General features: G+C 70.2%; 27 protein-coding genes and 1 pseudogene. 9 read left to right on the plus strand and 19 right to left on the minus strand.

Translation table 11 applies throughout. The annotated features are described in order from the left end of the window. The first annotated feature begins 195 nt into the window (after positions 1–195). Positions 196–429, plus strand: a complete 234-nt coding sequence (locus VNL12_RS02715) for a hypothetical protein (protein ID WP_325591286.1) — start codon at positions 196–198, stop codon at positions 427–429. 600 nt (positions 430–1,029) lie between these two features. On the opposite strand, the gene VNL12_RS02720 is transcribed toward VNL12_RS02715, so the two are convergent. From VNL12_RS02720 to VNL12_RS02755, 8 genes are all read right to left on the minus strand, one after another. Beyond that, the gene (locus VNL12_RS02720) at positions 1,030–1,458 is read right to left on the minus strand and encodes a hypothetical protein (protein WP_325591288.1); all 429 of its coding nucleotides are present in this window, start codon (positions 1,456–1,458) and stop codon (positions 1,030–1,032) included. Further along, complete coding sequence (locus VNL12_RS02725) at positions 1,455–1,991, minus strand: hypothetical protein (protein WP_325591289.1); 537 nt, start codon at positions 1,989–1,991, stop codon at positions 1,455–1,457. The genes VNL12_RS02720 and VNL12_RS02725 overlap by 4 nt, the downstream gene beginning before the upstream one ends. Continuing rightward, on the minus strand, positions 1,988–2,638 hold the full coding sequence (locus VNL12_RS02730) for a hypothetical protein (protein WP_325591290.1): 651 nt from the start codon (positions 2,636–2,638) through the stop codon (positions 1,988–1,990). Before VNL12_RS02730 ends, VNL12_RS02725 begins: the two co-directional genes overlap by 4 nt. A gap of 176 nt (positions 2,639–2,814) precedes the next feature. Continuing rightward, on the minus strand, positions 2,815–3,213 hold the full coding sequence (locus VNL12_RS02735) for a heavy metal-associated domain-containing protein (protein WP_325591292.1): 399 nt from the start codon (positions 3,211–3,213) through the stop codon (positions 2,815–2,817). Then, on the minus strand, positions 3,213–3,518 hold the full coding sequence (locus tag VNL12_RS02740) for a metal-sensitive transcriptional regulator (RefSeq protein WP_325591293.1): 306 nt from the start codon (positions 3,516–3,518) through the stop codon (positions 3,213–3,215). The genes VNL12_RS02735 and VNL12_RS02740 overlap by 1 nt, the downstream gene beginning before the upstream one ends. Positions 3,519–3,596: 78 nt before the next feature. After that, positions 3,597–4,664, minus strand: a complete 1,068-nt coding sequence (locus VNL12_RS02745; RefSeq protein ID WP_325591294.1) for a flavin-containing monooxygenase — start codon at positions 4,662–4,664, stop codon at positions 3,597–3,599. A 217-nt stretch (positions 4,665–4,881) separates the two neighbouring features. Beyond that, the gene (locus VNL12_RS02750) at positions 4,882–5,076 is read right to left on the minus strand and encodes a heavy metal-associated domain-containing protein (RefSeq protein ID WP_325591296.1); all 195 of its coding nucleotides are present in this window, start codon (positions 5,074–5,076) and stop codon (positions 4,882–4,884) included. Positions 5,077–5,118: 42 nt separating this feature from the next. Beyond that, entirely contained in the window at positions 5,119–5,439 is a 321-nt protein-coding gene (locus VNL12_RS02755) for a metal-sensitive transcriptional regulator (RefSeq protein ID WP_325591297.1), read from the minus strand. Positions 5,440–5,742: 303 nt separating this feature from the next. Between VNL12_RS02755 and VNL12_RS20770 the strand changes: the two genes are divergently transcribed. Next, positions 5,743–6,360, plus strand: a complete 618-nt coding sequence (locus VNL12_RS20770; protein ID WP_349257785.1) for an alpha/beta fold hydrolase — start codon at positions 5,743–5,745, stop codon at positions 6,358–6,360. On the opposite strand, the gene VNL12_RS02760 is transcribed toward VNL12_RS20770, so the two are convergent. Continuing rightward, complete coding sequence (locus VNL12_RS02760) at positions 6,297–6,953, minus strand: cation diffusion facilitator family transporter (protein ID WP_325591298.1); 657 nt, start codon at positions 6,951–6,953, stop codon at positions 6,297–6,299. The genes VNL12_RS20770 and VNL12_RS02760 overlap by 64 nt on opposite strands. After that, positions 6,950–7,384, minus strand: coding sequence for a metal-dependent hydrolase (locus VNL12_RS20775; RefSeq protein ID WP_349257786.1), 435 nt, complete (start codon positions 7,382–7,384; stop codon positions 6,950–6,952). The genes VNL12_RS02760 and VNL12_RS20775 overlap by 4 nt, the downstream gene beginning before the upstream one ends. On the opposite strand from VNL12_RS20775, the gene VNL12_RS02765 reads away from it, so the two are divergent. Continuing rightward, positions 7,295–7,735, plus strand: coding sequence for a hypothetical protein (locus VNL12_RS02765; RefSeq protein ID WP_325591300.1), 441 nt, complete (start codon positions 7,295–7,297; stop codon positions 7,733–7,735). The genes VNL12_RS20775 and VNL12_RS02765 overlap by 90 nt on opposite strands. Before the next feature lie 517 nt (positions 7,736–8,252). Further along, complete coding sequence (locus VNL12_RS02770) at positions 8,253–8,522, plus strand: hypothetical protein (RefSeq protein WP_325591302.1); 270 nt, start codon at positions 8,253–8,255, stop codon at positions 8,520–8,522. On the opposite strand, the gene VNL12_RS02775 is transcribed toward VNL12_RS02770, so the two are convergent. The 3 genes from VNL12_RS02775 to VNL12_RS02785 all read right to left on the minus strand — a co-directional run bounded on the left by VNL12_RS02775 (position 8,492) and on the right by VNL12_RS02785 (position 10,706). Further along, on the minus strand, positions 8,492–9,412 hold the full coding sequence (locus VNL12_RS02775) for a cation diffusion facilitator family transporter (RefSeq protein ID WP_325591304.1): 921 nt from the start codon (positions 9,410–9,412) through the stop codon (positions 8,492–8,494). The genes VNL12_RS02770 and VNL12_RS02775 overlap by 31 nt on opposite strands. Positions 9,413–9,548: 136 nt before the next feature. Next, on the minus strand, positions 9,549–9,941 hold the full coding sequence (locus VNL12_RS02780; RefSeq protein ID WP_325591306.1) for a metalloregulator ArsR/SmtB family transcription factor: 393 nt from the start codon (positions 9,939–9,941) through the stop codon (positions 9,549–9,551). A 27-nt stretch (positions 9,942–9,968) separates the two neighbouring features. After that, positions 9,969–10,706, minus strand: coding sequence for a cytochrome c oxidase assembly protein (locus VNL12_RS02785; RefSeq protein WP_325591308.1), 738 nt, complete (start codon positions 10,704–10,706; stop codon positions 9,969–9,971). 234 nt (positions 10,707–10,940) lie between these two features. Here VNL12_RS02785 and VNL12_RS02790 point away from each other — a divergent pair, with 234 nt between their 5' ends. Then, a complete protein-coding gene (locus VNL12_RS02790; RefSeq protein ID WP_325591310.1) occupies positions 10,941–11,162 on the plus strand; it encodes a hypothetical protein in 222 nt (73 codons plus the stop codon). 305 nt (positions 11,163–11,467) lie between these two features. Continuing rightward, complete coding sequence (locus tag VNL12_RS02795) at positions 11,468–12,352, plus strand: site-specific integrase (protein ID WP_325591312.1); 885 nt, start codon at positions 11,468–11,470, stop codon at positions 12,350–12,352. A gap of 36 nt (positions 12,353–12,388) precedes the next feature. Here VNL12_RS02795 and VNL12_RS02800 read toward each other — a convergent pair whose 3' ends face one another. Next, a complete protein-coding gene (locus tag VNL12_RS02800; RefSeq protein ID WP_325591314.1) occupies positions 12,389–12,784 on the minus strand; it encodes a heavy metal-responsive transcriptional regulator in 396 nt (131 codons plus the stop codon). A gap of 184 nt (positions 12,785–12,968) precedes the next feature. Here VNL12_RS02800 and VNL12_RS02805 point away from each other — a divergent pair, with 184 nt between their 5' ends. Both VNL12_RS02805 and mobF read left to right on the plus strand, forming a co-directional pair. Further along, a complete protein-coding gene (locus tag VNL12_RS02805; protein ID WP_325591316.1) occupies positions 12,969–14,162 on the plus strand; it encodes an MFS transporter in 1,194 nt (397 codons plus the stop codon). A 160-nt stretch (positions 14,163–14,322) separates the two neighbouring features. Continuing rightward, positions 14,323–16,806, plus strand: a pseudogene (gene mobF / locus VNL12_RS20780) (MobF family relaxase). 348 nt (positions 16,807–17,154) lie between these two features. Here the strand turns inward: mobF and VNL12_RS02820 are convergent. The 3 genes from VNL12_RS02820 to VNL12_RS02830 all read right to left on the minus strand — a co-directional run bounded on the left by VNL12_RS02820 (position 17,155) and on the right by VNL12_RS02830 (position 22,762). Next, a complete protein-coding gene (locus VNL12_RS02820; protein ID WP_325591318.1) occupies positions 17,155–18,507 on the minus strand; it encodes an NAD(P)/FAD-dependent oxidoreductase in 1,353 nt (450 codons plus the stop codon). Between the two features lie 1,060 nt (positions 18,508–19,567). Beyond that, positions 19,568–21,499 carry an HAD-IC family P-type ATPase gene (locus tag VNL12_RS02825; RefSeq protein WP_325591319.1) on the minus strand — a complete coding sequence of 644 codons (1,932 nt, stop codon included), beginning with the start codon at positions 21,497–21,499 and terminating at the stop codon, positions 19,568–19,570. A gap of 210 nt (positions 21,500–21,709) precedes the next feature. Beyond that, positions 21,710–22,762: a hypothetical protein gene (locus VNL12_RS02830; RefSeq protein WP_325591321.1), complete on the minus strand. Its 1,053-nt coding sequence runs from the start codon at positions 22,760–22,762 to the stop codon at positions 21,710–21,712. Between the two features lie 202 nt (positions 22,763–22,964). On the opposite strand from VNL12_RS02830, the gene VNL12_RS02835 reads away from it, so the two are divergent. Continuing rightward, complete coding sequence (locus VNL12_RS02835) at positions 22,965–23,900, plus strand: TIGR03621 family F420-dependent LLM class oxidoreductase (protein ID WP_325591322.1); 936 nt, start codon at positions 22,965–22,967, stop codon at positions 23,898–23,900. A gap of 339 nt (positions 23,901–24,239) precedes the next feature. Here VNL12_RS02835 and VNL12_RS02840 read toward each other — a convergent pair whose 3' ends face one another. Together VNL12_RS02840 and VNL12_RS02845 are read right to left on the minus strand one after the other, a co-directional pair. Further along, positions 24,240–24,959 carry a flavodoxin family protein gene (locus VNL12_RS02840; RefSeq protein WP_325591324.1) on the minus strand — a complete coding sequence of 240 codons (720 nt, stop codon included), beginning with the start codon at positions 24,957–24,959 and terminating at the stop codon, positions 24,240–24,242. Positions 24,960–25,036: 77 nt separating this feature from the next. Then, on the minus strand, positions 25,037–26,824 hold the full coding sequence (locus VNL12_RS02845; RefSeq protein ID WP_325591326.1) for an AMP-dependent synthetase/ligase: 1,788 nt from the start codon (positions 26,822–26,824) through the stop codon (positions 25,037–25,039). Between the last annotated feature and the right edge of the window lie 12 nt (positions 26,825–26,836).

Here is a 26,836-nt window from a genome sequence, read left to right on the forward strand (position 1 = left end):
GGCCACGGGTCGGCGATGATCTGCCCCCGTCCCAGCGGATTGTCCTGAACGCATGTTCGTGAGATACTGATCGGGCACCCATCGATGCGGTGGGCGCAACCATCGACTCCGGTCTGATCAGTCCCGGTTTGGCCATCCGTTGCGGGGGCGCACTGGCAGTCCTGCAAGGTGGAACTCCCGGGCGAGGGTTCGGGCGTGGACCTCGAACTCGGCCGCGACCGCGGCGAGGGACAGGCCTTCGCCGTAACGGCGCGCGGCGGTGGCGACCTCTTCGTCGGTCATTTTGCGGACAAGTTGGCGTCGCGACACGTTGCGATCATCGAGGTGGTTCATGACGGTCGTGCGATGGATGTCGAAGTTGCGGGCGAGCTCGTTGATGGTCACCCCGCTCGCGTGCTGGGTGACGAGTTCGTCGACCTCGGCCGATGAGAGCCTTCGTTGCACGGGGTTTGAAAGCCGTCCCCTTTGCTCCGGGGATCTGGCCGTGGGGTCAAGATGGCGTCCTTCGACCGCCCCGACGACCGCACCGGGATGCCTTGCTGGACCGCTCCACCCCTGGTCAGCGAGCTTTTCGAGGATCTCGGAAGGGTTTGAAAGCCGTCCCCAAAGGTCCACAGGGCCTCCAGATCCACATACGGGATCGGTCGCTGCCTGCTGGCCTCCCGGGTGGTGCGGACCGCCCGTCGGCGCTTGAGGCGGTTGAGCACGTTGCGCTGGTGGTGATCCTTCACATCGTTAGCCTACCCCACCCGGGGTGGGGTTCCACGGGCGGTCAGACGAGTCCACGGGGCGCCGCTCCCGGCGATGGGCTCCGCGTTCGGGGAGGGTCCCGCTGGGGTCGGCCGGGGTCCTTGGCGGGCACCATCTCGATCTCGCCGACGGTCGCGGCGAGGATCGCTACTGGTGCGCCGAACACGAGAAGGACGGTGAGCATCGACGACTGTTCCTTCGCCGGGCCCATTCGGCCGGCATTTTCGGAAGTCCCATCCCCGCACCGTCGGTGCTCCCTGTTGCTCTCGTGAACCTCGGTCATGGTGCTGCCACCCGGCTTCGGGTCCGGTCGAGGGCGACGAGGTAGGCGGCCAGGGACGTCAGGAAGACGATCAACCATGTCCAGTTGCGGCCGGGGACGAAGTGGACGGTGATGTGACCGAGGAAGATGTCCATCCACCGCTGGTGGGCGTAGCCGGCGGTGAACGCCAGGTCGGGGGCCATGGCCACGACGTGGGCGGCCATCGGCCACACCAGGGGTCGGGCCACCGGTCGCCGGCAGCGCAGGACCACGATCGTCATCACGGCGAGGGCAGTGGCGGCGCCGACGAAGAAGTGGGTGAACCAGTGGAATCGGGCGTCGTGCCCGCGGTAGGAGGCGTACAGGCCCGCCTCCAGGACGATCGCGGCGGCGCACCAGCCGCACAGCCGCCAACTGCCCCTGACTCTGACGGCCGCCGCCGTCACAGGGCTCCCAGGATCGTGGTGATCTCGCGACTGTGGGCGGCCGGATCAGGGTCGAGGGTCCGGTAGCGGATCCGGGTCTCGGCGTCGACGACGGCGTAACCGACGGGTGGGCCGCCGTCGGCCGGGGACCGCATGCCGTAGGCGACGGCCGTGCGCCTCTCCGGGTCCACCAGCACCGCCGGGATGCCTACGCAGGACGCCGGGCCGGCCAGCACTACCACCAAGGCAGCGGTGGGCGAGACCCGGCGGCTCACGTCCCGGCACTGGGCGGCCGCGCCGGCGGGCCGCAGGAACAACACGACGGTGGGCCGTCCGCCCGCCGGCATCCCGTCGGTCACCATCGGGGCCGGGCGGGGAAGGGGGCCCTCGTCGACGAAGCCGACGCGTTGCTCGGCCTGGTCGGGGTCGTCGAGCGGGCCTTCCAACCGTTGGGCCACCGAGACCAGCACGACAAATGCGGCGGCTGCCGCCACCCACACCGCGACCAGGGCCCGGCGCGTCGGTAAGGCAGTTCTCGCCGGTCGGACGATCACCGTCGCCACCTGAGGTCGACCGCGCGGGGGCTGACCGTGAGGTTCGGGCCCCGTGCGGACACCAAAAGGCCTACCCCCACGACGATGGCGCCGAGGGCCCCGCGGGCCACCAGACGTGGACGGCCGGCCGGACACCGGCGGGCGAGCTGGCGACGCCACCGGCGGGGTGAGGCCAGGAAGGGGCAGCCGACCCCGCCCGTGTGGCCGTACCCGTCGGGCACGACCAGCCCGGCGGCGGCCAGAAGGTCGGACTGGAAGGAGCGGCAGTTGACCGTCGGGCGCGGCGACCACCGCCACCCGCCGGAGAACGTTGAGGCGAAGCGGCGGGCGGCGTCGATGACATCGTCGTCGGTGCGGTCGTCGAGGAGGACGGGATGGAAGGCGTGGTCGGCCGGCTCGCCGTGACGGGGGTCGACCGTGCCGGTACCGCCGTCCTGGCCACCCACCCCGTTCAGCACGCCGGGGACCCCACGGACGGCGTCGCGGAGGCTGACGGGGCGCACCGGCCACCACCCGTAGCTCTCGACGCCGTCCATCTCGATCCACCAGTGCCCGTGGACATCGATGAACCTCGGGTTGTTGCGCTTCACCACGACCCGCTCGACCAGACGGCCCTGGCCGGAGACGTCTTGGTCCCCTGCGGTCATCTCTTGCCGCTCTTGCCCCCGGGTCCCTTGCCCTTCATGTTCCTGTACGAACCCTTGCGGCCCTGCTTGGCCAGCTTGCGACGGTTCCGGCGCTGAAGCTTGAGCCGGGCCTTCTCGGCTCGACGTTCCTCCCTGGTGGGATCGGCCGGCATCGGAGGCGTGAGATCGGACGCCACTCAGCGACCCCCGGTCGGGAGCCGGTCACCACGGCCGACGGTGCGCGGCTCGACCGCCGCGAGCGGCCACGCCACCGCCACCCGCCGCAGCCACATGTTTCGGGCCTTGGCCTCCGATGCCTCCGGGTCGGTGTCGCCCGCCTCGGCCACCGGCGCCAGCCCGTACCCGGCCTTGGCCACCGCCTCCACGAGATCACCCACACCCACCCGGGCCTGGTCAAGGTGCACGGTGGCCCGCCCGGTGGCGAAGTTGACCGCCGCATCGTTCACGCCCTCATGGCGGGACAACACCCGCTCCACCCGGTTGGCGCACGACCCGCACGTCATCCCCGACACGACCAGCTCGACCACTCCGGAGGAGTCGGCCAAGCGGCCCTCCTCCGCTGCCTTGGCGCCCATCACGCACTCTCGCCGGCGGGCTCAGGGAGCGGCCCGGTCGCCGTCCGGTCATAGCGCAGAGCCTCCATGAGCTCGTCCACGATCTCGTCGGACCGGCCCGCCACCATCGCCGCCGCCACGCACGTCTCGAGGTGATTGCGCAGCATGATCCGGCTCGCCCGCTCCAGCGATCCCTGGACCGCCGACAGCTGCTTCATCACATCCGGGCAGTACGCGTCCTCCTCAACCATCCGGACGATCCCATCCAAATGACCACGTGACGTCTTCAACCGGTTGAGAACAGAACGCTGATGCTCGGCCTTCATAGGGTCCCACCCTACCCCACCCGGGGTGGGTATGAAACCCAGAGGTAGGGGTTGGCGGCTCACATGGCCTCAGGCTGGCTAAGCCCGCCGGGCTGCGGAGGTGAGGCCCTGGGATTCCAGACGGCTCACCAGCGCCTTGGCGTCGCGGTCGATGCCGTCGGCAATGGAGGAGTTCAGCCGGGTCTGCCACGGCAATCCCATCCACGCCAGGCCCGGCACGGGCGAGGCGCCGCCCTCGTGGCGCGGCGAGCCGTCGACATCAAGGGCACCGGGCACCCGCAGCCACGGGTAGTGGGGCCGGAAGCCGGTGCACCACAGCACCGAGCTCGGTGTCACGCTCGTTCCGTCCTCGAGGCCGATGGTGCTGCCGTGGCCGGTGGTGACGCGGTGCGGGAGGAGCCGGATGGTGCCGTCGGCGATGAGCCGGGCCAGCTGCCGTCCGATGATCGCGTCGCCCCGCTGTCGGATCAGACGGCCAACCCGGGAGTCGGTGCCGACGTTGAGGATGCCGGTGGCATAGATCCACCAGTACAGGCTGACGCCGAGGATCTTGTCCGGCAGATACCACAGACGAGGGGCGGCAATGGTGACCTGGTGGGTGACCGCCAGCTCACAGGCCAGTTGCGCCGCACTGTTGCCGCCGCCCACGACCAGGACCTCGCCGGACGGGACGTCGGCCGGCCGCCGGTACTGCGACGAGTGCAGCTGCCGCACCTCAGGGTCGAGCCCGGCGGCCGCGGCGGGGAGGGCCGGCCCGTGAAACGGGCCGGTGGCGATCACGACGTGGCCCGCCCTGATCGTGCCACCCGCGGTGTGGGCCAGGAAGCCTCCGCCCTCGGATGGCTCGACCACCTCGATGGCGGTGTCCAGCTCGACCGGAAGGTCGTGGCGGCGGGCGTAGGCGGCCAGGTACGCCTGCATCTCGTCCTTCGTCGGGTACCGGCTGGGCCCGGCCGGGAACGCCAGCCCGGGCAGGGCGCTGAACCGCCGGGGCGTGAACAGCCTCAGGCTGTCCCAACGGTCACACCAGCTCTGTCCGGGCCGCGGTCCGGCGTCGACGATCAGGAACGAAGCCAAAGTCCGTCGCGCCAGCCAGAAGCCGGCGCCCAGGCCGGCCTGGCCCGCACCGATGACCAACACCTCCACGCAGCGGTCCCCCCCTTCCACCCGTCGCCTCGGACCTCCCGCCCCCAACCCGGTCACCGGTGATCAACGCCCGTGGTCACCAGTTCGTGCGCGCCGCGTGTGGGCGCCGATCGGCCGGCGGGACAGGCAGCCGGAACCGGTCGAGCGGAGCGGCGCCAAGCGCGACCATCATGCCGGACCCGCCACCGGAAGCGATGCCCCCCGTCGCCAGCTGACGTCACGTTTGGGACCTCCGTGCCCCTCTGAACTGGTCCTGGTCGGCGGGCTCGAACCGAAGCACGTAGGCGACGTGGGCCTTGCCCGTGGCAAAGTTGACGCTCGCCTCGCGGACGCCGTCCTGGCGGCCCAGCACCTTCTCGACCCGGGCGGCGCAGGACCCGCAGGTCATGCCCTCGACCCTCAGGTCGAGCACGGCGCCCCTGCGAGTTGTCGGTGTCGGAAGGCTGGGTCGCGGTCATGCCGACACGCCGGGCCCGGCGTGGGGGACCGGTTCGAGCCCCAGGGCGGGTGGCCCCGGATCGAAGCGCAGCGCCTCCACCAGCTCGTCAACGATCTCGGCCGTGCGCCCGGCCTGCATGGCCTCGGCGACGCAGGTCTCGAGGTGGTTGCGCAGCATCAAACGGTTCGCGCCCTGGACCGCGCCCTGCACCGCGGAGAGCTGCTTCATCACCTCAGGGCAGTACACCTCGTCCTCGACCATGCGGATCACTCCGTCGAGGTGGCCCCGAGCGTTCTTCAGTCGGCGGAGGACGGCGACCTGATGTTGGGGCTTCATGGGCTGACCCTACCCACCCGGGGTGGGTTCTCCACGTCTCGGTGGTTGACTGGTCGAGTGTCCGCCGTCGGAGGTCCGAGGCCGTGGAGTCGCGGCCTGGCATCGTCGGCGCTGACCACGGCCATCGTGGTCGTCGATGTCGGCCTCTCGCGGATCGCCTGGGGACACGGCGCCGGTGTGGGCTGGCTGGCGCACGTCCTCCTCGCCGCCGTGGCCGTGGTGTTCGCAGTCGGCACGCTCTACACGTGGCGCGCCGGGCAGCCGATGCCACTGCCGGTCCTGTGCGTCTCGGGCATCGTGCTGATGGCGCTCGTGGCCGACCTGCTCAGCCCGGCGGTGGCGGGTCGAGGGACGGGGACGAGCGTGACTCGCGCCGCAAGCGCGGGAACGGCCCTCACACTGCTCACGGCTGCCGGGGCGTCGGTCGCGCTGTACCTCCTCGTCCTTCGACGCCTCTCTGGCCCCGCTCCTCTGCACACCGACGAGACCGGTGGGCGAGGCCCGGCCGTGGTCTTCGTCCATGGACTGGGTGCGTCGGGGCGGTACTGGGACGCAGTCGTCTCCCGGCTGGCCGGTCGCCGCAGCGTCGCCGTCGACCTCCTCGGGTTCGGGCGCTCTCCCAAACCCCGCCGGGCCAGCTACGACGTCGGCTGCCACACCGACGCCCTGGCCCAAGGGCAACGGTGTGGGCACCGTAGGCGGCATACATGCCCACAACGGTTGAGGGCCGGAGGTCGTCGATGGTCTCGTAGTCGTGTTCCCTGCGCCGGACGACCGGGATGGTGGCGGCAGCGAGGCCAGCGGCGAGGAGAAGGGGTGCGGGGCGGCGGATCATCGAGGGGCTCCCAGGGTCGGGGTCAGCAGCAGTCGTCGAGCTCATCGGCCCGCCAGTGCTCGATGCCTTCGCGGCCGGCGACGTAGACGACGCCGAGGGCGGCGAGGGGGTCGGCCCACCACCAGCCGAGGGCGGCGTTGGCGACCAGGCCGACGAGGAGGATGGCCGAGAGCCAGACGCAGAGGGTGGTCTCGGTCGCGTCCGCGGTGACGGCCCGGCTGCCGAGGCGTTCGCCCACCCGACGCTTGGCCCGGGCGAGCAGCGGCATCACGATCAGTGACACCACCGCAAGGGCGATGCCGACGGTGCTCTCCTCGGCGTGCGTGCCGCTGACGAGCTTGCGGAGGGACTCGATGCCGACGCCGACGGCGAGGACGAGGAAGGTGGCGGCGATGAGGCGGACGGCGCGGCGTTCGGCGACGTCGGACACGGCCCGGCCGTGGCGTTCGGCGGCGAGTCGCCAGAGGATCACCGAGCCGGCGAAGACCTCGACGTAGGAGTCGACGCCGAAGCCGACCAGGGCGATGGATCCGGCTGCGACTCCGGAAGCGATGGCGACCACCCCCTCGACTGCGTTCCACGCGATCGTGAACCAGGCCAGCCAGCGCCCCCGCCGGACGAGCTTGGCCCGCGCCGCCTCATGGGTGATGATGTCATGGGCAGGTTCGGAGACGGTCATGTCGCCGGCCCTGTGGCATCGGTGCCTGTCAGACGGGCCGAAGGGCCGTTGACTGGCCCGCCGTTCTGGCCCTGACCCGACCGCGCGACTCGTCGATTGGCATCGCTCCCGACACGACTCTCGGCCCCGTCGGTCGCGGTCGCCTCGTCGACTGATCCGAAGAGCTCATGGCGCCACCGCGTCACCAGCTCAGACGTGTCCCGGTCGTTGGGGTGGAACCCTCGGCGCTGGTACTGGACGAGCTGCCCGACGGCACCGACCGACAGGAAGGGCGAGCGCAGAAGCCGGCCGAGCCCCTTCACCACACGCCATGGATGCCGGGGATAGCCCATCGTGGACAGGTGACGGTTGAACGCTCGATGCTCCCGGCCGTGCATCGATTCCTGGCCGATGAAGCCGTCGACGGCCTCGGCGAGGCGATCGTCATCGATGCGATCGCGGACAGCTGCGACGGAGCGGACGAAGTAGTCCTCCCGTCGGGGAAGGTGGCCGAGAGCATGGCGAACTCGTGGCTCATCACGATGTCGTCGGCGACGAAGTACTTCGGAACGCCTGCGAAGTGGCGATGGAGATCGACGTCACGTACGGGCACCGTTGCCTCGGTGTCGGGCTTCGAGGCCGAGGGGGTACGGGTCGCCGTGGGACCGCCTGGTGGCGGCCGGTCGAGATCCAGCGTGCCGTTCGGAGTGTCTCTCTTCGCTGGGATCATGATCTCTCTCCTTCCGAGGATGCAGCGGTCGGGCGTCGTTGACGGCAGTGATCACGGTGATCTCGGCGTCTGATTCGGCCAGCACCAACGGCGCAGCGAGCCGACGTCACGTCGGTCCGCACACCTCTGGCTGGTCGACCGGGCCCGGACCGACGGCCTGGAGGAGGGCGGTGGCGGTCATGGCACGACGTCCTGTCTTTGCGGGTCTGGCGTGAACCGTGCCCGGCAGTGCTCAGCACAGAACCAGTGGCGGCGGTCGCCGAGGTCGAGGTGTGGGGTGGTCGGGCCGGGGGTGATGCGCATGCCGCAGACCGGGTCGGTGACCGTCGTGTGTTGGTCGTGCCCGCAGGGGGTGAGGCTGTAGGCGTCGACCGGGTCGAGGACACCGGGGAGCTCCACCGGGCCGAGCGGTCGACCCTGTGACCGGCGTCGGCGGCGGCCCGGGCCACCGTATCGGCGACCCACAGGCTCGATGCCGGTGCGGCATCGGAGAGCCGCGATGCCAGGTTGAGGGTGTGACCGAGGACGTCGCCGCCGCGCTCGGCGACGGGGCCGTGGGTGATGCCACCGGCGATCTCGGGTAGCCCGTCGTGGTCGTGGAAGGCGGTGACGACGCGGACGGCCACGGCAATCCCATCTGTGGGGGTGGGGGCGGTGAGGAGGACCCCGTCGCCGAGGGTCTTGACCAGGCGGGCCTGACCCTGGTGGGCGCCGTCGACGGCGTCGATGAGCTGGTCGAGGACCGCGAGGGCGGCGGCGTCGCCGTGGACGTCGGTGAGGGTGGTGAACCGGGCCAGATCCAGAAAGGCGACGGTGGTATCGGTGTCGGTCAGCAGGAGACCTCGTCGCAGCCTTGGTGATCAGCGGGTTCGACCTGGAGGGTGGCATGCGCGATCTCGTAGGTGTCTTGGAGCAGGGCCCGGGCCTGGTCGAGCACACCGTGGGTGGCGGCGAGGTCGTCGACGACGAGGTGGGCCGAGGCGTTTTCCATGTCCGAGGTGAGGGTCCAGACGTGGAGGTCGTGGACCCCGACCACGCCTGGGAGCGCGGCCAGCTCCGCCCGCAGTGCGCTCAGGTCGACTTCGGGGGGTGCGGCCTGGAGCAGGATGCGCACGGCCTGGGAGCCGAGTCGCCAGGTGCGGGGCAGGATCCACAGCCCGATCCCTGCGCCCACGACGGGGTCCACCCAGGTCCAGCCGAACAGCTCCAGCAGGATGGCGGCGACGATGACCCCGATCGAGCCGAGGGTGTCGGCCAGGACCTCGAGGTAGGCGCCCTCAACGTTGATGGACTCCTTCGACCCCTGGCGCAGCAGGAGGAAGGCGATGACGTTCACGACGAGGCCAAGCGTGGCCACGATCAACATGGGGATACCGAGCACCTCGGCGTCGCCGGTGATGCGACGGGCCGCCTCGATCAGGACGTAGATGGCCACGCCGAACAGCAGGAGCGAGTTCACGAAGGCCGCCAGGATCTCCAGGCGGTACATGCCGAAGGTGTTCTGCCCGGCATCGGACCGTCGGCTGTGGCGACTCGCCAGCTGGATGGCCGCCAGGGCCATCCCGAGCCCGATCACATCGGTCAGCATGTGCCCCGCATCGGACAGCAGGGCCAGCGAGTTGGTCAGCAGCCCGCCCACGGCCTCGACCAGGAAGAACACGAAGATGAGGACGAAGGAGATGGCCAGGCGCTTCTGGTGGCGCGCCCCGGCCCGCAACGCCCCCGCACCGTGGTCGTGATCGCCGCTCACCGGTGCACCACCCCGTCGCCGACCGAGCCCACGCCCTCGGCACGAAGGCGGTGCCCAGAAACGCCGCCGCCTCCGCTCACCGGGCCCGCTCCGACCTCGCAAGGCCGGTACTGCCCGTTTCGCCCGCCGCGCTCGCTCACGAGTCACCGTCCTGGTGGGCCAGGTGCTGACGGGACAGGTCGAGCAGCAGGCGGACGTGGGCGTCGTCGAGGCGGTAGTAGATTATCCGGCCGTCGCGCCGGTTGCGGACGATGCCGGCGGTCCGCAGTAGGCGCATGGCGTGGGACACCGTCGTCTCCGGGACCTCCGCCACCGCAGCCAGGTCACACACGCACAGCTCCCCGCCCTCCAGCAGGGCGTAGAGGATCCGCACCCGGTTGGGATCGCCGAGGAGCTTGAACCCCTCGGCCAACCGGGCCGCCTCATCCCGACCGATCAGCGTCTCCGCCGTCGCCGCCACCCGCCCGGGATCAACGGACCGCACGGCACAGCTGTCCTCGACGATCGCCGGGGCCTCGGGAGTTGTCATTGATGTCTTCACATCTGTGAAGATATATCAGTCGGGGTGAGTTTGGCAAGGTGCCGCCCTGGTGGTTCGTCGCTGGTCGCACCACGAGGCTCGGTCCCTGCCCGGACAGCATCGGGGTGGGAGGTCGGGGCCCGGTCGCCGGGGAGGGTGCCGACCCAGCGGAAGAAGATGACGGTGATGATCGACCAGAGGAGGATCCCTCCGCCCAGCTTCATGACCAGTCCGGCGGCCTGGGTGTCGGTGATGGCGCTGATGCCCCCACAGCCGGGGAGAGTTGGCGTACACGTCGTAGAACGGCCCGTCGGCCCAGGTGAGGAACGAGGCCGGGGACGTGGGGATCACCGAGGAGAGGAACAGGTAGCCCATCTGCAGTGGCTCCGACAGGCGGGGGTACTCCGGGATGGGGCTCAGGACCGGGAGCCAGAACAGCAGTCCGCTACCCACCCACAGAACGTGCATCCCGAAGTGGGCGACGTCGTTGGTGACGTACACCTCGACCAGCTCCGGCCAGTGGCTGACGACCAGCACCAGGTTGAAGACGGCCAGGGCCACGAGCGGACGCGCAAGTCGGGCCAGGACCGGGCGGACGGGAAGGGTGAGCTCGCGCAACAGCCACCCCGGGATGCCCGCCAGCAGCAGCGGCGCCGCGATCAGGGTCATGACCAGGTACTGGATCATGTGGACGCTGAACAGATAGCCGTCACCGATGGTGTCGAGCGGCCACGACGCCGACACCGCCAGGGCCACCAGCCCGGCGAAGAACAACCTCGACGGCTGACTGTGATTCGCATCTACGTCCAGACCTGCCCCCCCGGGGGGTCGAAGCCAGTCGACCTAGCACTACCGCCGGGCTCGATCGTGGTCGGCGGTGAGCTTCGTCGAAGGCGAGGACGTGGCCGCGGTGGTGGAGACTGCCGAGACGGATGTGTATCTCGTGGGCCACTCCTACGGCGCCAATCTTGTTAGGAGCACGACCCGTAGGGACGTACGGTCGGCGCAGTGATCGAGGTCCGTCCGCGCACCGCCGACGACCTGCCGGTACTGTGCGAGGTCTTAGCGGCGCAAGCAGTCGCCTCGGGCTACCCGATCCGGTGGCCGTGGTCAGGGCCCACCGAGGAGTTCATCGTCCGAGACGGTGAGGAGCAGGCCTGGACCGCATTTCTCGATGACGAGCCGGACAGGCCGGTAGGTCACATCTCGGTGGTGCGGGTTGGTAGATGACATCGACGATGGGATCGCCACCGGTTGGATGACAGCCACCGGCCAAGAGTGTGCAGGCCCAGCCACCCTTGATCTCACCACTGCTGCTGCCGACGCTTCAGCCACTGATCAGCCATCGCATCGACCTGAGTCCAGCTTCGGCTCCACCGCGGCGAGAGACGAGAAACTGAAGACGGACGACTTCCCATGATGCCGCAGCCCGCCCTCGAGCGGCTGCCGTCACTCCGTCCGGGCCCACGGTAGGAGCGTAGCGATCTCTTCACGCCATCAGGCTTTCATCAGGGTTCGCGCCCGCTGGCTAGTTCGTGGCTCCATTCCCGGTTGCGTCCTCGGGCAGATCGAGCACCGACGAGCCCGACCGCCTCGTCCCCCGGGACATCGAGGCCGCCCTCGGAGCCATGCGCCGCGAGGGACTGAGCCAGAGCTCGATCCATCAGACGTTCACCCTGCTCAACGGCACCTACAAGTGGGCCCGGCGCAACCGGTACCTGACCCACAACCCGATGACCGACACCGAGGAGCCCCGCAGCACCGCGGTCCCCCACGAGGTGGTGCCGCCCGACGTCGGGGACCTGCGCCGCCTCCTCGAGACCGCCCTCGCGCAGGAGCACGACTTCGGGGTCCTGTGCTACCTCGGAGCCGTCACCGGGATGCGACGGGGAGAGCTGGCCGGCCTGCGGTGGGACCGTGTCGACCTGGTCGAGGGTCGCATCCGCGTCGAGGTCACCGTCAACGACGCCGGCGGCCAGGTCGTCATCGACAACTTCACCAAGACCCGCAAGACCCGGGCGGTGAGCATCGACGCCCGCACGATCGCCCTCCTCATCGACCACCGGGACGCCATGGCCGAGCGGGCAGCGATCGCCGGAACCGAGATCGCCCCGGACGGCTTCGTGTTCATCCACTCCCCCAGCTGCGCCGCCCCCGTCCGTCCCGAGTACCTCACCCGGCGGATGCGCCAGCTTCGCAAGCACTTGGGCCTCGACGCGGCCGACATCGACACCACCCTGCAGGCCCTCCGCCACTGGACCCAGACCACCCTCACCGAGGCCGGCTACGACTCCCGCCAGGTCGCCGCCCGCGGCGGCCACTCCGAGCAGGTCATGCGCTCCGTCTACGTCCACCGCACCACCGCCGCCGAGGAGCAGATGTCCGCCCACCTCGGCTCGATCCTGACCGACGAGGCGTGACCAAGTGCCGTCCGTGCTGGAACCAGTCCCCGGGAGTCAGCCTGAGAGGATGTGGCACACCTCGCCGTCGTCGCAGTCGGCAAGGTCGAGGGTCCGACACCGGTGCAGGAGCTGGTTCAGCTCCGCCTCGAGTGCCGCGAGGTGTTGCTGGCGTTGCTTCACCTCGGCGAGCTTGGTGGTGAGGAGCGCCGCGACGTGGCTGCACGGCGCCGTGCCCTCGTCGCGCAGGTCGAGGATCCCGCGGATCTCAGCCAGCGTCAGGCCGGCGGCCTGGGCGGTGCGGATGAACGTCAGCCGACGCCTCGATGTCTCGTCATAGATGCGGTAGCCGTTCGGGGATCGCTGTGGCTCAGCAAGAAGCCCTCGCCGCTCGTAGAACCGCACGGTCTCGGGTGGGAGGCCGAAGGTGTCTGCCAGCTCGCCGATGTGCATGCTCAGCACCCTACAGCTTGACCTTGATGTATAGATCAGGGTTTACGGTCCGGTCGATGGACCGGACCCTGTTCCACCTCTCCGACCGCCGCACAGCAGGGCGAACGGCGGCTGCTCGACCCGACCGGTGGCGAGCAGCCTGCTGCGCGCCGGAGCACCTTGCTGTAGGGCGCTCTGATCCTGGGTGATCCGCCTCCTCGGGACATCTCCGAACTTCCGCCGCCTGTTCCTCGCCAATACCGTGTCGCGGGCCGGCGACGCGTTCAACACGGTGGCCCTCGTCGTGTTGGTGTTCGATCTGACGGGATCGGGCATCGGGGTGGCTGGAGCGGTGATGTTCGAGGTAGCTCCCGTCCTCCTCCTCGGGCCGCTCGCCGGCCTCGCCGCCGACCGCCTGCCCCGGCGGCGACTCATGATCGGCGCTGACCTGGCACGTGCCCTCATCGCCCTCGGGCTGGTGGTCGCCGCCGGCACCCTCGGCGTTGCCTTCGCCGTCGCCTTCGGGCTCTCCGCGGGCGCCGTCCTCTTCAACCCTGCGGCAGGCTCCCTCCTCCCCGAGGTCGTCGGCGAGGACGAGGTCGTCGCGGCCAACTCCGCTATGTGGACCGCTGCGGTGATCGTCCAGATCGCGCTCGCGCCCCTTGCCGGCCTCGTCATCGCCACCGCAGGCGTCGAGGCGGCCTTCGCCCTCAACGCGGCCACGTTCGCGGCCTCCGCCCTGATCCTGGTCCGCCTCGACGCGGGCCGCACTCCAGCCGACGTCGAAGTGCGGGGATGGACCGGCGTGCTCGCCGGTGTCCGAACGGTACGAGCCGATCCACTGCTCACCCGGCTCGCCCTGGTCCAGGTGCTGGCCTCCCTGTCGGCCGGCGCAACCGGAGGGCTGCTGGTCGTGCTCGCCGACCGGTGGCTGGGAACCGGACCCCAAGGGTTCGGGTTCCTCCTCGCGTCCATCGGCTTCGGCGCGGCCCTCGGGCCCCTCGCGCTGCGCCGCTTCATCCGACCAGGCGACAAGCGCTGGCTGTTCGGGCCCTTCGCCGTCCGAGGGGGCGTCGACCTCACGCTGGCGGCGATCCCGAACCCGGTCGTCGCCGCGGGCGCCCTCGTTGCCTACGGCATGTCGACCTCGACCGGCATGGTCGCCTACCAATCCACCCTGCAGACCACCGTTCCCGCAGAGACCCGGGGACGAGCCTTCGCCTTCTACGACGTGCTGTGGAACACCGCTCGACTCCTGTCGCTCGCCGCCGGAGGTGTCGTCGCCGAGCTCACTGACGTACGCCTGGTCTACGTCGCCTCCGCCATCTTGCTGCTCGCCGCAGCCACCGTCGGCCTCACGACCAAGCTTCCAACCGCATCACCGGATGAAGGGCCGTAGGTGGCCTTCAAGTCCCTAGCGACCCTCGCAGGCGAAGAAATCCGGCTCCCGAGTGGAGACTTCAGCACGCTGCCGCGGCCTAGTAGGTCATGGAGGCACAGACGGGTGCAGTGTGACGACCGGGACCCTCAGCGGGGCCCCCCTGGGGGCCCGTCCGGTGATGCGGGCTACGACGCTGAAGGCTCCGGCCAGCCGGTTGCCGGGGCTGCTGGCGTACTACGCCGGCCTGGCTGAGGACCGGGCCCGTCCGTCTGGTCCGGGGCGGGGTCCGGTGGACTACTACCTCGACCCCGACGAGCCCCCGGGCCGGTGGTGGGGTCGCGGCCAGACCGCCGCCGGCGTGTCGGGCGAGGTGACCGGCGGCGGCCTCCGTGCCCTCCTCGATGGGCGCCACCCGGGCACGGGCAGGCTGTTGGGGCGCCGCTTCGGGGACTCCTCGGCCCGAGGCTTCGACGCCACCTTCTCGGCGCCGAAGTCGGTCTCAGCGTTGTGGGCGCTGTCACCGGATCGGTTCGTGCGGGCCGAGGTCCTCGCGGCACATGACACGGCGGTGACCGCCGCCCTCGACTGGTTCGAGACCCACGGGGCGGTCACCCGCCGGGGCCGCGACGGTGTCGACCAGGTCGACACCCAAGGTCTGGTCGCCGCCCTGTTTCGCCAGCACACCTCGCGCACCGTGGACCCGCAGCTCCACACCCACGCCGTCATCGCGGCCAAGGTCCAAGACCCCACCGGGAGGTGACTGTCGCTGGACGCCCGGTTCCTCAAGGTCCAGCAGCGCACCATCGGCTGGATCTACGACGCCGCCCTCCGAGCTGAGCTCACCCACCGTCTGGGCGTCAGCTGGGACCAGACCCCGGATGGCCTCGGCGACATGACGTGTGTCCCCGAGGCTGTGCGCGACCTGCTGTCGCAACGCACCGGCCAGGTCAAGGCCAAGCTCGACGACCTGATCCGACGGTGGGCGGCCGAGCACGACGGGGCCGACCCCGACCCCCGCACCATCGCCGCCCTCGAACGGGCCGCCGCTATGTCCTCCCGGCCGGCGAAGACCCACGGGGTGGACGGGACGACACTGCACGACACGTGGGCGGACCAGGCCAGAGCCGCCGGGTTCGACCCCGACCGACTCGCCAGCCCCGACCTGCAGGGGGTCGCCAGGGAAGCTGACCCCTCCGATGAGGACCTGATCGGCGCGGCGCTCCGGCGGGTGACCGAGGAGTCCTCGACCTGGCTCCGAGCAGATCTGGCCCGTCACCTCGCCACCCTCCTGCCCGTCCACGCTGGCACCCCTGCCGCGACGACGGTGGCCCGCATCGATCACCTCGCCGCGCAGGCCGAACAGTGGTGCCAGGGCCTCGCCCCTACCCGGCCCTCGGGGATGCCATGTCGCCGGGACGGGCGACCGGTGGCCGAGCACGTCACCGACCGGCGCCTCACCACCGACGCGGTCCTGACCCAGGAGCTCGATCTCCAACGGTGGGCCGAGACCCACGCGTTCCCTACCCCCGCGGATGTGCAGGACCCGCAGTCCACCGCGGTCGAGGCCATGGCGGGCAACGCCGGCCTCGTAGTGGTTGTTGGCCCCGCCGGGACGGGCAAGACCACCGCCACCGCCCGCGCCGTGCACAGGTTGCGCACCGACCGTCGCCCGGTGATCGGCCTCGCACCGTCCGGCAAGGCCGCCGACGTCCTCGCCGGTCAGTCCCACTGCGAGACGACGACCGTGGCGGGGTTCCTCACCCGCCACACCGACGGACGAACGTCCTCCTGGCCAGCGGGGACCACTGTGATCCTGGATGAGGCCGGCATGACTGCCACCGAGGACCTCCACCGCCTGGTCACACTGGTCCAGCGCCACCGGTGGCGGCTCGCCGCCGTGGGGGATCCTGCCCAGCTGCCCGCCGTGGGCCGCGGCGGCGTGTTCGCTCACTGGTGCGCCACCGTGCCCCGACACGTACTGGCGGTCCCGATGCGGTTCGACCAGCAGTGGGAGGCGGCCGCCAGCCTCGCCGTGCGCACCGGGGACCCCCGGGCCGTCGATGCCTACGACGAGCACGGTCGGCTGCGCAGCAGTCATCCCGCGCTCATCGCCCGCCAGGTCGCCGATGCTCACCAGCGTCACACCTCCAAGGACCGGACCGTCGCCATCACGACCAACACCGCCGAGACCGCCCGGGCCATCAACACCGAGATCCAATACCGCCTCCACCGCACCGCCCGGCCCCGCCTGCCGCTCGCCGACGGCACCCAGGTCGGCGTCGGCGATCGCATCGCCACGTGCCGCAACGACCCGGACCTGCGCACCGATCGGGGCGTGCAGGTCCGCAACCGGCACACCTGGACCGTCACCGCCCTCGCATCGTCAGGAGGGCTGGTCGTGTCGCACCCTGAGCGGGGAGCCGACCGTCCCCGGCGGCTACGCGGCTCGCCACGTCGAGCTCGGCTGGGCCGTCACCGGCTACGGCAACCAGGGCGACACCGTGGACGTCGGCCTCGCGGTCCTCGAGCCCGGCACCACCCGCAAACACGCCTACGTCGCCCTCACCCGAGGCCGCTCCTCAAGTCGCGCTTGGGTCCCCGACCCCTCCGGCTCCCTCGACCCTGCCGATGCCCTCACAGGGATGATCACCCGCACCCCTGACACCGACTCCGCTCTCGCCACCCGCGCGCGTCTCCACCAAGATGCCGGCCTTCCCATCCCGACAACCGACCTCGGCAGGGGAACTGCTGAGAGTCCCAGCCCGGACCCAGCCGGTAGGGACCCTGCAGCAATCGAGGAGGCGTCCCTCGGGGACCGAGTGGCCGCCATGCAGCGACGTCTACATCGACTCGGCGCCCCCGAGACGGGCCACGGTATCCGGCGATAGCGCGACCGGCTCTCCCGATCCCATCGTCGCGGCCCGACCAAGAGCAAGACATGGGCCCCGGCCCGCCGCGGGTGCGACGCTCCGCCTCGATCGCCGCAGGCGGTTTGTCTGGTGCCCGACGTTCAGAGCATGGAACCGATGTCGGAGCCGACGCTGGGGTAGGAGGCGGTCATCGACTTGAGCTGTCCGGTAGTGAGCCCGAGCTTGATGGCGAGGGCGCAGATGTTGATGAGCTCGCCGTACTCAGGACCGAACATGTGGGCGCCGACGATGGTGTCGGTGGCCCGGTCGATGAGGATCTTGGTGGCGGCGGTGGTCTCGCCGATCCGGTAGTTGGAGTACCAGTCGCTGGTGTCACGATGGCGGACGTCGATGTCGATGCCGGCGGCGCGAGCCTCGGTCTCAAGCATGCCGACCCGGGCCAGCTCGGGGATGGTGTAGACGACGGTGGCGACCCCGTCGTAGCGGGGAACGGTTGTGTTGCCGTTGACCATGTTGGATGCGGCGACCTTGCCCTCGAACACGGCGACGGGGGTGAGGGGCATCCCGGGTGTGTCGGCCGAGTCACCGGCGGCCCACACGGCCGGGTTGCTGGTGCTCTGCAGATGGCCGGCAACGGTCACCCCCTTCGGGCCATGAGCGATGCCGGCAGCCTCGAGGTCGAGACGGGAGAGCTCGGGGACCCGTCCGGCGCCGTGGACGACGAGATCGGTCTCGATGATCTCCTCGGCGCCGTCCTTCTCGACTGCCACCCGAAGTTTGGACCCGTCGCGGGTGATCGAGGTGATGGCGGTGGCGCGACGTACGTCGATGCCCGCCTGGGTACTCCGATCCACGAGCAGCTCGACGAGGTCGGGATCGAACCCCTTGAGGGGTCGCTCACCGCGGTCGATGACGATCGGGAACGCACCGGATCGGACGGCGATGTGGGCGAACTCGAACGAGATGAACCCTCCACCGACGAACAGCACCCGGGCGGGCAGGTCGTCGAGGTGCAAGAAGTCGGTGCTGTCGATCAGCAGCTCGTGGCCGGGGAAGTCCATCGGCCGGGGCCGGGCGCCCGCCGCGATCAGGAAGTGGCGGGCTTCAAGGCCCTGGGCGTCGATGTCGAGCCGGTTCGGGCCGCTGAACGTGGCCGTGCCGTGCAGGGTCTCGACGCCGTTGCCTGAGAGGTCCTCCTCCACCTTCCGGGGCATCGGGTCGGTGAAGCCGCGCGTATGGCCCATGAGGTCGGCCCAGTTGATCGACAGGTTCCCCGCGTCGATGCCCTTGCCTTCGAGGAGGCGGGCGGCGTCGATGATCTCGGCGCCCCGGCGGAGGATCTTCTTCGGGTCACAGCCCCGCAGTGCGCATGTCCCTCCGTACGGCAGCTCGTCGGTGATGGCGACTCGCCAACCGGCGGCGGCGCACTTGTTCGCAGCGTTGATGCCAGCCATGCCGGCGCCGATCACGACCAGGTCGTAGGGATCGCTCACAGGGGTGTCCTTCCGTCGGGTCACTTCGCGCACAAAGGGCAGACCTGCCGAGGGGGAGCCGGAGCCACCGCCTTGTTCTAGCCGCACTCGGTGATGGAGCGCCCCCGGGTCCCCGTTGAGCCCCGGAGGGCGCACCCCGTGTACCACCGCTGTACCACCGACTGGGCCGAACCCCCCACCGTGCGACGGCATATGACAAGAGCTTGCACGGGCCTGACCAAGGTTTAGGCCGTAATCCCTGGACCCACAGGGACTAGGCATCACGCCTCGGTTCGCTCATAACCCGAAGGTCAACAAGGCCGCTACGTCCCGCGCCGGAGGAGTCTGTTGACCCCTGGGCTACCTGCGTTTGCCGAGCCCAGGCAGGCCGCCACTGACGACCCTGATCCGAGGTGGCAACGGCCCCGCTTGAAGGTCACACGAACGACAGAACTTGTGGCCCGGATAGAACTGCGATCGCTTCTTCACGTTGCGGCACTTCGCACACTGGATCGGCTTGTCGAGCCTCTGCCTGGCGCCCTGCGGCCGGTTCGAAACGGTTTAGGACGAGGCAGGGGAGGCGCTGGAAGGTCGAGCACATTGGGCGCTCGTCTCCGCGGTGCGGCGCTCCCACCTGGGGCGCCCCCCAGCCCTTGTTGGCCTTCCACCGTCGTTGTCGCTGCGGCGGCTGGGCTCGCCTCCGGGCTCGGCGGCGATGCACACCGGACAGGGCTTCAGTAGAGGCTGTCGTCGCCCACACGTGGGACAGGGAGGAGGGAGCCAACGGGTTCCGTCACGCTTCGACCGACCACGCCCCACCCTTCGAATGCTACCGGTGCATGAAGATGGCCGAGTCTCGGCCCTGACGTTCGGCCCGGAATCACTCCAGCCTCGAAGCAGCCTGAGCGAAAGGCCCAGGCCGTAGATCCCCCGCCACGGGCACTGTGGTTTGCCGCCTCGGGAGGCCATTCGACCGACGAGTGGACCGGTTCGCTCTTACACGTCCGTTGTGCATCGACGCACCGACCTCGGCCGTGCCATCCGCGTGCCAGTAGCAGTGGCGAGTGGTGGTGTCGAGCGGTCAGTGTGAGTCAGGGTTGTAGGCCTCGTGACCAGCCCTTATGTCGATTCGCCCTGCGCAGGCGACAGGCCGCAGCCTGCTTTGCAAGCAGGGGGTCGTGGGTTCGAGTCCCATCGTCTCCACCAGAAGGTTCTGTTCGAGCCCGATCTTTTCGGCCGATCGCCAAAGGCTCTGGACCGACGTAGCCAGTGCGACGTCGGCCTGTATGTCGCTGGCTACGTAGGAGGTCGAGAGGATGCGCAGCTTGTGCTCGGGCGCGACGCGGGCGAACACGTCGGTGTCGGCGGCGGCGTCCGCGAGGCCCTCGGCGTCGAGACCTTCGACGTCCTGGCCGCTCAGCACCCGGTCGGTCCGCAGTCCGAACTCCTCTCCGATGGCGGCGGCGGTGCGGGGCTGGTCGCCGGTGATCATGACGACGCGGATGCCGGCGCGCTGACAGGTGGCCACCGCATCGATGGCCTCTGGACGTGAGGGGTCGGTCAGGCCCAGCACGCCCAGGAGCTCGAGGTCGTCGAAGTAGTCGTCGGCCGTGGCTCGGCTCGCGTCCATCGACGTTCGGCGACGGGCGACGGCCAGGGTCCGCAGCGCCTGGCTGCTCATGCGCTCGGCCGCCTCCGCCAGCTCTCGGAGCGGGCCGTCACCGTCGATGAGCGCCTCGGGTGCACCCTTGAGGTAGACGGCCTCGTCGATGGCCACGGCCATCCGCTTGGTCGCGGAGTCGAACGGGACCTCACCCGTCCGTTGCATCGCGTCACGGTGCTGACGCCAGTCGACGCCGGCTGCTTCGGCGGCCTCCAGCAGGGCCACCTCTGTGGGATCACCCACCGGTTCACCGTCAGGGGAGACGTCGGCGTCGTTGCAGAGGCTGGCGGCCTCCCAGAGCTCCGCCTCGGAGATGCCGTCGGCCCGCACCGTCTCGACCACCTGCATCTGGTTGCGGGTCAGGGTCCCGGTCTTGTCCGAGGCGATGACCGTGGTCGAGCCCAGGGTCTCGACGACCGGCAGCCGACGGACGAGTGCGTTCTGTCGAGCCATGCGGCGCATGCCGACGGTGAGGGTCAAGGTCGCCACCGCCGGCAGGCCTTCGGGCACGATCGCCACGGCCAGCGCAATGGAGACCTCCAGCACCTCGTCGAGAGCGAGGCCCCGGGCCAGGCCCAGGAGGACGAGACCGACGGCCAAGCCGATGACCGCCACCGTCAGCATCCGCCCGAGGCGCTCGAGACCGGCCTGCAGCGGCGCCTGGAGGCTGGCGGTGCCGGCGGTCAGCTCGGCGATGCGGCCCACCTCGGCCCCGACACCGGTGGCCACCACGACCCCGCGTCCCCGGCCCGACTGCACCGTGGTGCCCATGAAGGCCATGTTGGTGCGGTCGGCCAGGGCAGCCTCGCTGGCCACGGGGTCGGTCTGCTTGTGCACCGGCTCGCTCTCACCGGTCAGCGCCGCCTCCTCGATGGTGAGGTCGCCCACCTCGATCAGGCGGAGATCTGCGGGCACCTGATCTCCGGCTTCGAGCGACACGATGTCACCGGGGACCAGCTCGACGGCATCGATCTCGTCGCGACGGTCCTGGCGTTCCACGTCGGCCGAGGCGGTGGCGAGCGCGTCGAGCGCCTCCATGGAGCGCACGGCGCGCAGCTCGGTCACGAACCCGACGACGGTGTTCACCACCAGCACGACGAGCACGGCGACGCCTTCCACTGTCTTGCCGATGGCGAAGCCGGCCACGGCGGCCACCACCAACAGCAGCACCACCGCACTGCGCAGCTGGTCGAGGACGATCTGCCAGCTCGAGATGTGCTTCCCCTCAGCGAGGCGGTTGGGGCCGAACCGGCGCCGACGCTCGGGGATGGCATCGTGGTCGAGGCCCGTGTCCTCATCGACGGAGAGCTCGGAGAGCACCTCCTCGGAGGAACGGGCATGAGCACCCATGGGCTCAGCGGACACCTGGTCCGGCTCGGCATCCGAGCGCGAGGTCGTTGGGTCCAGAGGGCAACGAAAGGATCTCCTACGGGCGGTGCTCGGTACCACGGCGGCCCGTGGTCTCCGCGCTGGTCACCCTTTCCCACATGACCCGGCTCACACGTCGGTGAACCGATCCTCTGGGTGTGCGCCGTCCGGGAGAGCCTGCCCGAGCACGGGTCAGGGGGAGGGGACGGTCGCGGAGTACACGGGGAGGCTGAGCATCGTCTTCACGCCGGGGCTGGCCGCCACGACGCGGGGGATGGCGTTGACCACGTGCATGGCGGTGGCCAGGCAGCCGGCGTGGTTGTGGTCGCCCCAGTCCGACGACAGCTCGAGCTCCAGCTTCAGGTGCGGCTCGCCCTCGACGAGGATCCGGTAGCCGGCGCCGTGGGGCCAGTCCGGAGCATCGTCGTCGCGCAGCCGGGTGACGTGCTCGACGACGATGCGCTCGGTGCCCCCGGCCCGGCCCACGATCTCGAAGCGCATGCCCGACACGGTGCCGGCGGCGATCGTACCCGAGGCGATCTCGATGTCGTCGGAGGCGGTGAGGACCTCGTGGCGCTCGATGATGTCGTCGAGAGGGAGTCCGATGGCCGCCGCGACCAGCTCGATCACGGGGCCCCACGCCAGGGTGGTCGAGCCCGGGGCCAGCAGCAGGGAGTGGCTCGCGTCGGGCTTGCCGAACCCCATGATCTCGAACATGGTGAACGGGTTGTCCCAGGTCGCGTAGTTGACGATCTCCATCATCCGCACGGTGCGCACCTCCTGGCAAAGAGCGAGGGCGTGCACGGTGAGCCCGGCGTTGCCGAAGCCGGGGTCGATGCCCGAGCTGTAGAAGCTGGTCCCACCCTGCTGGCACGCGGCCTCGATGCGGTCACCGACGCCCTCGCCGGCCGCCGTCGGGAAGAGGAGGGGGACGTAGGACGTGCTCACCACGTCCTTGCCCCCGGCGAGGATCCGGCAGAGGTCGTCGATGACCTCGCCCGGGCGGGTGTCGGAGCTGGCGGTGTAGCAGACCACCTCTGCGTCGAGGCCAAGCAGGGCGTCGGCGTCCTGGGTGGCGGTGACGCCGAGCGCCGGTCCGCCGCACAGCTCACCGGCGTCACGTCCGGCCTTGGCGTCGGAGTGCACCCACAGCCCGGCGAGCTCGAGGTCGGGATGGGCGGCGATGGCGGGCACGGCGTGGATGCCCACGGTGCCCGTCGCCCACTGGATCACGCGGATGGCCATGGTGGTGGTGTCCTCTCGGTGCGGCTCTGGCCCACCCGGCCCGATGGCGACGTGTCGACCCGGAGCGGGGCCGGCGCCGGGAGGTGCAGGAGCGTGTTCTGGCTGGTCCGTCCGGCGAGACCGAACGAGAACACGTTCTAGTTCCTGAGCGCGTCCTCCGCGGTGGCGCGGCCACGGGGCAAGGTGGGCCAGACTCCCAGCCATGGGTCACCCCCGACGCCTGCGCTTCGCCACCGAGCTGCACGCACCGTTCCCGGACATGACGTGGGTCGAGTCGGCCCGGGAGGTCGAGCAGCTCGGCTACTCGACGGTGTTCGTGCCCGACCACTTCGACGAGGGGCCTGGTCCCGTCGCCGCCATGGCGGCCTTCGCAGCCGCGACGACCACCCTCAACGTCGGGGCGCTGGTGCTCGACTGCGACTTCCGCCACCCGGCCGTGCTGGCTCGTGAGCTGGCGACCATCGACGTCATCGCCGGCGGCCGGCTGGAGGTCGGCCTCGGCGCCGGTTGGAAGGCCACCGACTACGACCGCTCGGGCATCACCATGGACCGTCCGGGCGTGCGGGTCGCTCGGCTGATGGAGCACGCCGCGGTGCTGCGGGGTCTTTGGGCCGGCGGGCCCTTCAGCTTCGACGGCGAGCACTACCGGATCACCGATCTCGACGGCACCCCGGCGCCGTCCCGACCGGGTGGCCCGCCGATCCTGGTCGGCGGCGGTGCGCCCCGCCTGCTGCGTTGGGCGGGGGCGACTGCGGACATCGTCGGTGTCAACGCGTCGATCCACTCTGGGGAGATCGACCAGGCCGCAGCCCACGACGCGCTGGCCGATCGCATCGACGAGAAGGTCAGATGGGTGCGCGAGGGTGCGGGGCAGCGCTTCGACGACCTCGAGATCAACGCGTGGCTCGCAACGGCAGAGCTCACCGATGACCCGACGGTGCCGGCGATGATGGCCGAGCTGTTCGGCACCGACACGGCGTCGTTCCGCCGCTCACCCCTCGCCCTGGTGGGCAGCCCCGGTGACGTGGCCGAGATGCTCCACGAACGTCGCGAGCGTTGGGGCTACTCGTACCATGTCATCCCCGGCGACCGGGCCCGTGCCTTCGCCCCCGTCGTCGCCGAGCTCACCGGCACCTGACGCCCCGCAGGACGCCCGCGCCCGTCACGCGATCGAGATCGTCGTCCACCGCAGGTCCTCGGCATTGAGAACGGGGGTGAGCAGCCCGGCACGACCAGCGCAGCATCGCCGAGATCGATGAACCCGATCGCTCCACCCTCGTCGATCCCCCACCGCCGCCGCAGCGCAGCGGGCACGCTCGTCTGCCCCCGATGGGAGACCTTGGCATCGCTCGCTCCGGACACCGCCTCATTGCAGCGCCCCCACTCGACAAGGCGTCCCGAAATCGACTCGATACCGCCGACGACGAGCGGCGCGCCCGGCGGTCGCAGGCGTCCTCGCCCATCGCTTCCCCCCGAGTCACCCCTCGGCGGGCTCCCACTCCGAGGCCCGGTTTCCGTGGGCGGGGATGCCGCCGCGATCACGGAGCATGCCTGCCGCGTGCATGAGGTTCCACGTCATGTAGGTGGTGTTCTTGTTGGTGAAGGCGCTCTCGGGGCCTCCGGAGCCATCGTCGAGGTACGACGGGCCGGGCCCGATCGCACCGATCCACCCGGCGTCGGCCTGGGGCGGGATGGTGTAGCCGATGTGCTGCAAGGAGTAGAGGACGTTCATGGCCACGTGCTTCACCCCGTCCTCGTTGCCGGTGACCAAGCACCCCCCGACCCGCCCGTAGTAGGCGTACTGTCCGGTGGGGTTGGTCTCGCCCGACGACGCGTACAGCCGCTCGATGACCTTGGTGCAGATCGACGACTTGTCACCCAGCCAGATCGGCGTGCAGACCACCAGGATGTCGGCGGCCATAACCTTCGCCTGGATCGCCGGCCACCCGTCGGACGCGGCACCGTGCTCGGTCATGTCCGGGTACACGCCGACGGGAACGTCCTCGTCCACGACGCGGACCAGCTCCACGGCGACGCCGTTGGCCTCCATGATCTCCATGGCCATGGCGGCGAGCCCCTCGGTGTGGGAGGTGGCGGGTGAGCGCTTCAGCGTGCAACTGAGGAACAGGGCGCGCAGGTCGCCGAAGTCGGTGTCGTTGCCGGCGTTGAGGGCGTGCTGCTCGGGGGTGAGGGCCATGGGGTCTCAGTGTTGACGGCGACGGAACTGCGTACCTGAGTCGCGCTCGGCGCGACTCAGGTACGCAATTTCGGGGGTCAGGTGTAGAGGGCCTCGATCTCGTCGGCGAACGCGGCGTGGACGCCGCGGCGCTTGAGCTTCGAGGTGGGGGTGAGCATGTCGGAGTCCGGCAGCCACTCCTCTCCCAGCACCTTCACCTTCTTCACCCGCTCGGCGTTGTTGAACCCGGCCATGGCCTCGGTCAGCCCGGCGTCGATCTCCGCCCTCACCTGGTCGTGGTCGGCGAGCTCGACGAGGGTCAACCCCTCGAGGCCGTGGCGCTTGGCCCACCCCGGCGCCTCGTCGGGGTCGAGCACCACCAGGGCCGAGACGAACGGCCGCCGGTCGCCAATGGCACAGGCCTGCCCGACCAGCGGGATCGACTTCAGCGCGGCCTCCAGGTTGGCGGGGCTGATGTTCTTGCCCCCGGCGGTGATGATCAGCTCCTTCTTGCGGTCGATGATGCGGAAGTAGCCATCGTCGTCGAGCTCGCCGATGTCACCGGAGTGCAGCCAGCCGTCGTCGTCGAGGGCCTCGGCGGTCTTCTCGGGCTGGTCGAGGTAGCCCTGGAACACCAGACCGCCCCGGCAGATGATCTCACCGTCGGGGGCCAGGGCGACCTCGAGGCCGGGCACCGCCCGACCGACCGTGCCGGGCTTGATGCGGTACGGCTCCCAGCACATGGGGCCGGTGTTCTCGCTCATGCCGTAGATCTCCGACAGCGGTACCCCGATGGCCCGGTACCACGACAGCAGCTCGGGCGGGATCGGCGCCGCGCCGGAGATGGCGACCTCGAGCTCGTCGAAGCCGAGCAGCTGGCGGACGGGCGCGAAGGCGGCCTCGTCGAGGAAGGCGTAGGTGGCCCGTTCCTCGTCGGAGGCCTCGTCCCACGCCATCTTCTGGGCGAGGGGCTCGCCCGCGGCGACGGCCTCGTCGAACTTCTGGCCCTTCTCCGCATCGGCGTGGATGGCGGCCATGACCCGGGAGTGGATCTTCTCCCACACGCGGGGCACCCCGAACATGATCTGGGGCTTGACCTCGCGCGCGTAGTCGGCGACCTGCCCGGGGTCGGGGCAACACGACACCTCGTAGCCCATGGCCAGCAGGGAGTAGTGGCTGGTGACCCGCTCGGCGATGTGGGCCATCGGCAGGTAGGACACCAGGCGCTTGCCGGTCATGTCGTCGACGGCGAAGGCTTGCTTGAGCGACTCGGCGGTCCAGACCACGTTGTGGTGGGTGAGCATCACGCCCTTGGGCGGCCCCGTGGTGCCCGAGGTGTAGATGATGGTGATGAGGTCGTCGGGCTGGGCGATGGCCGCCGCCTCGGCCAGGTCGACCGGCTCGTTGGCGATGAGCTCGTCCCAGGTGAGGTCGGCCGCAACGCCCTCGCCGTGCACGACCCCGAGGGTGGTGAGGGCGGGGAGCGTGGCCCGCTCGAAGCGGTCGAAGAACCCCTCGTCCTCGACGAAGCCGAAGGAGGCCCCGGAGTGGCCGACGAGGTACTCCACCTGGTCGGGCGACGAGGAGTTGTAGATCGAGATGGCGGTGGCACCGACGAGCATGGCGGCGAGGTCGAGGACGTGGAACTCAGGGGTGTTGCGGAGCATCAGCACGACCCGGTCGCCGCGACCCACCCCGGCGGCCGTGAGGCCGGTGGCGGCCCGGCAGGCCAGGTCGGCCAGTTCGGAGAAGGTCCACTGCCGCCAGTCCTCGCCGACCTTCCACCGCAGCGCGGTGTGGTCCCCGATGCGGGCCACCGTCTCGGCGAACAGGCTGGTGACGGTCTGGCCCTCGACGATGGCGTCGATCTCGGCGCTGGTGGTCATTGGTCCCCTTGG

Origin of the sequence: Iamia sp. (assembly GCF_035575815.1) — a bacterium.
In the GTDB taxonomy this organism is placed as follows: Bacteria; Actinomycetota; Acidimicrobiia; order Acidimicrobiales; family Iamiaceae; genus Iamia.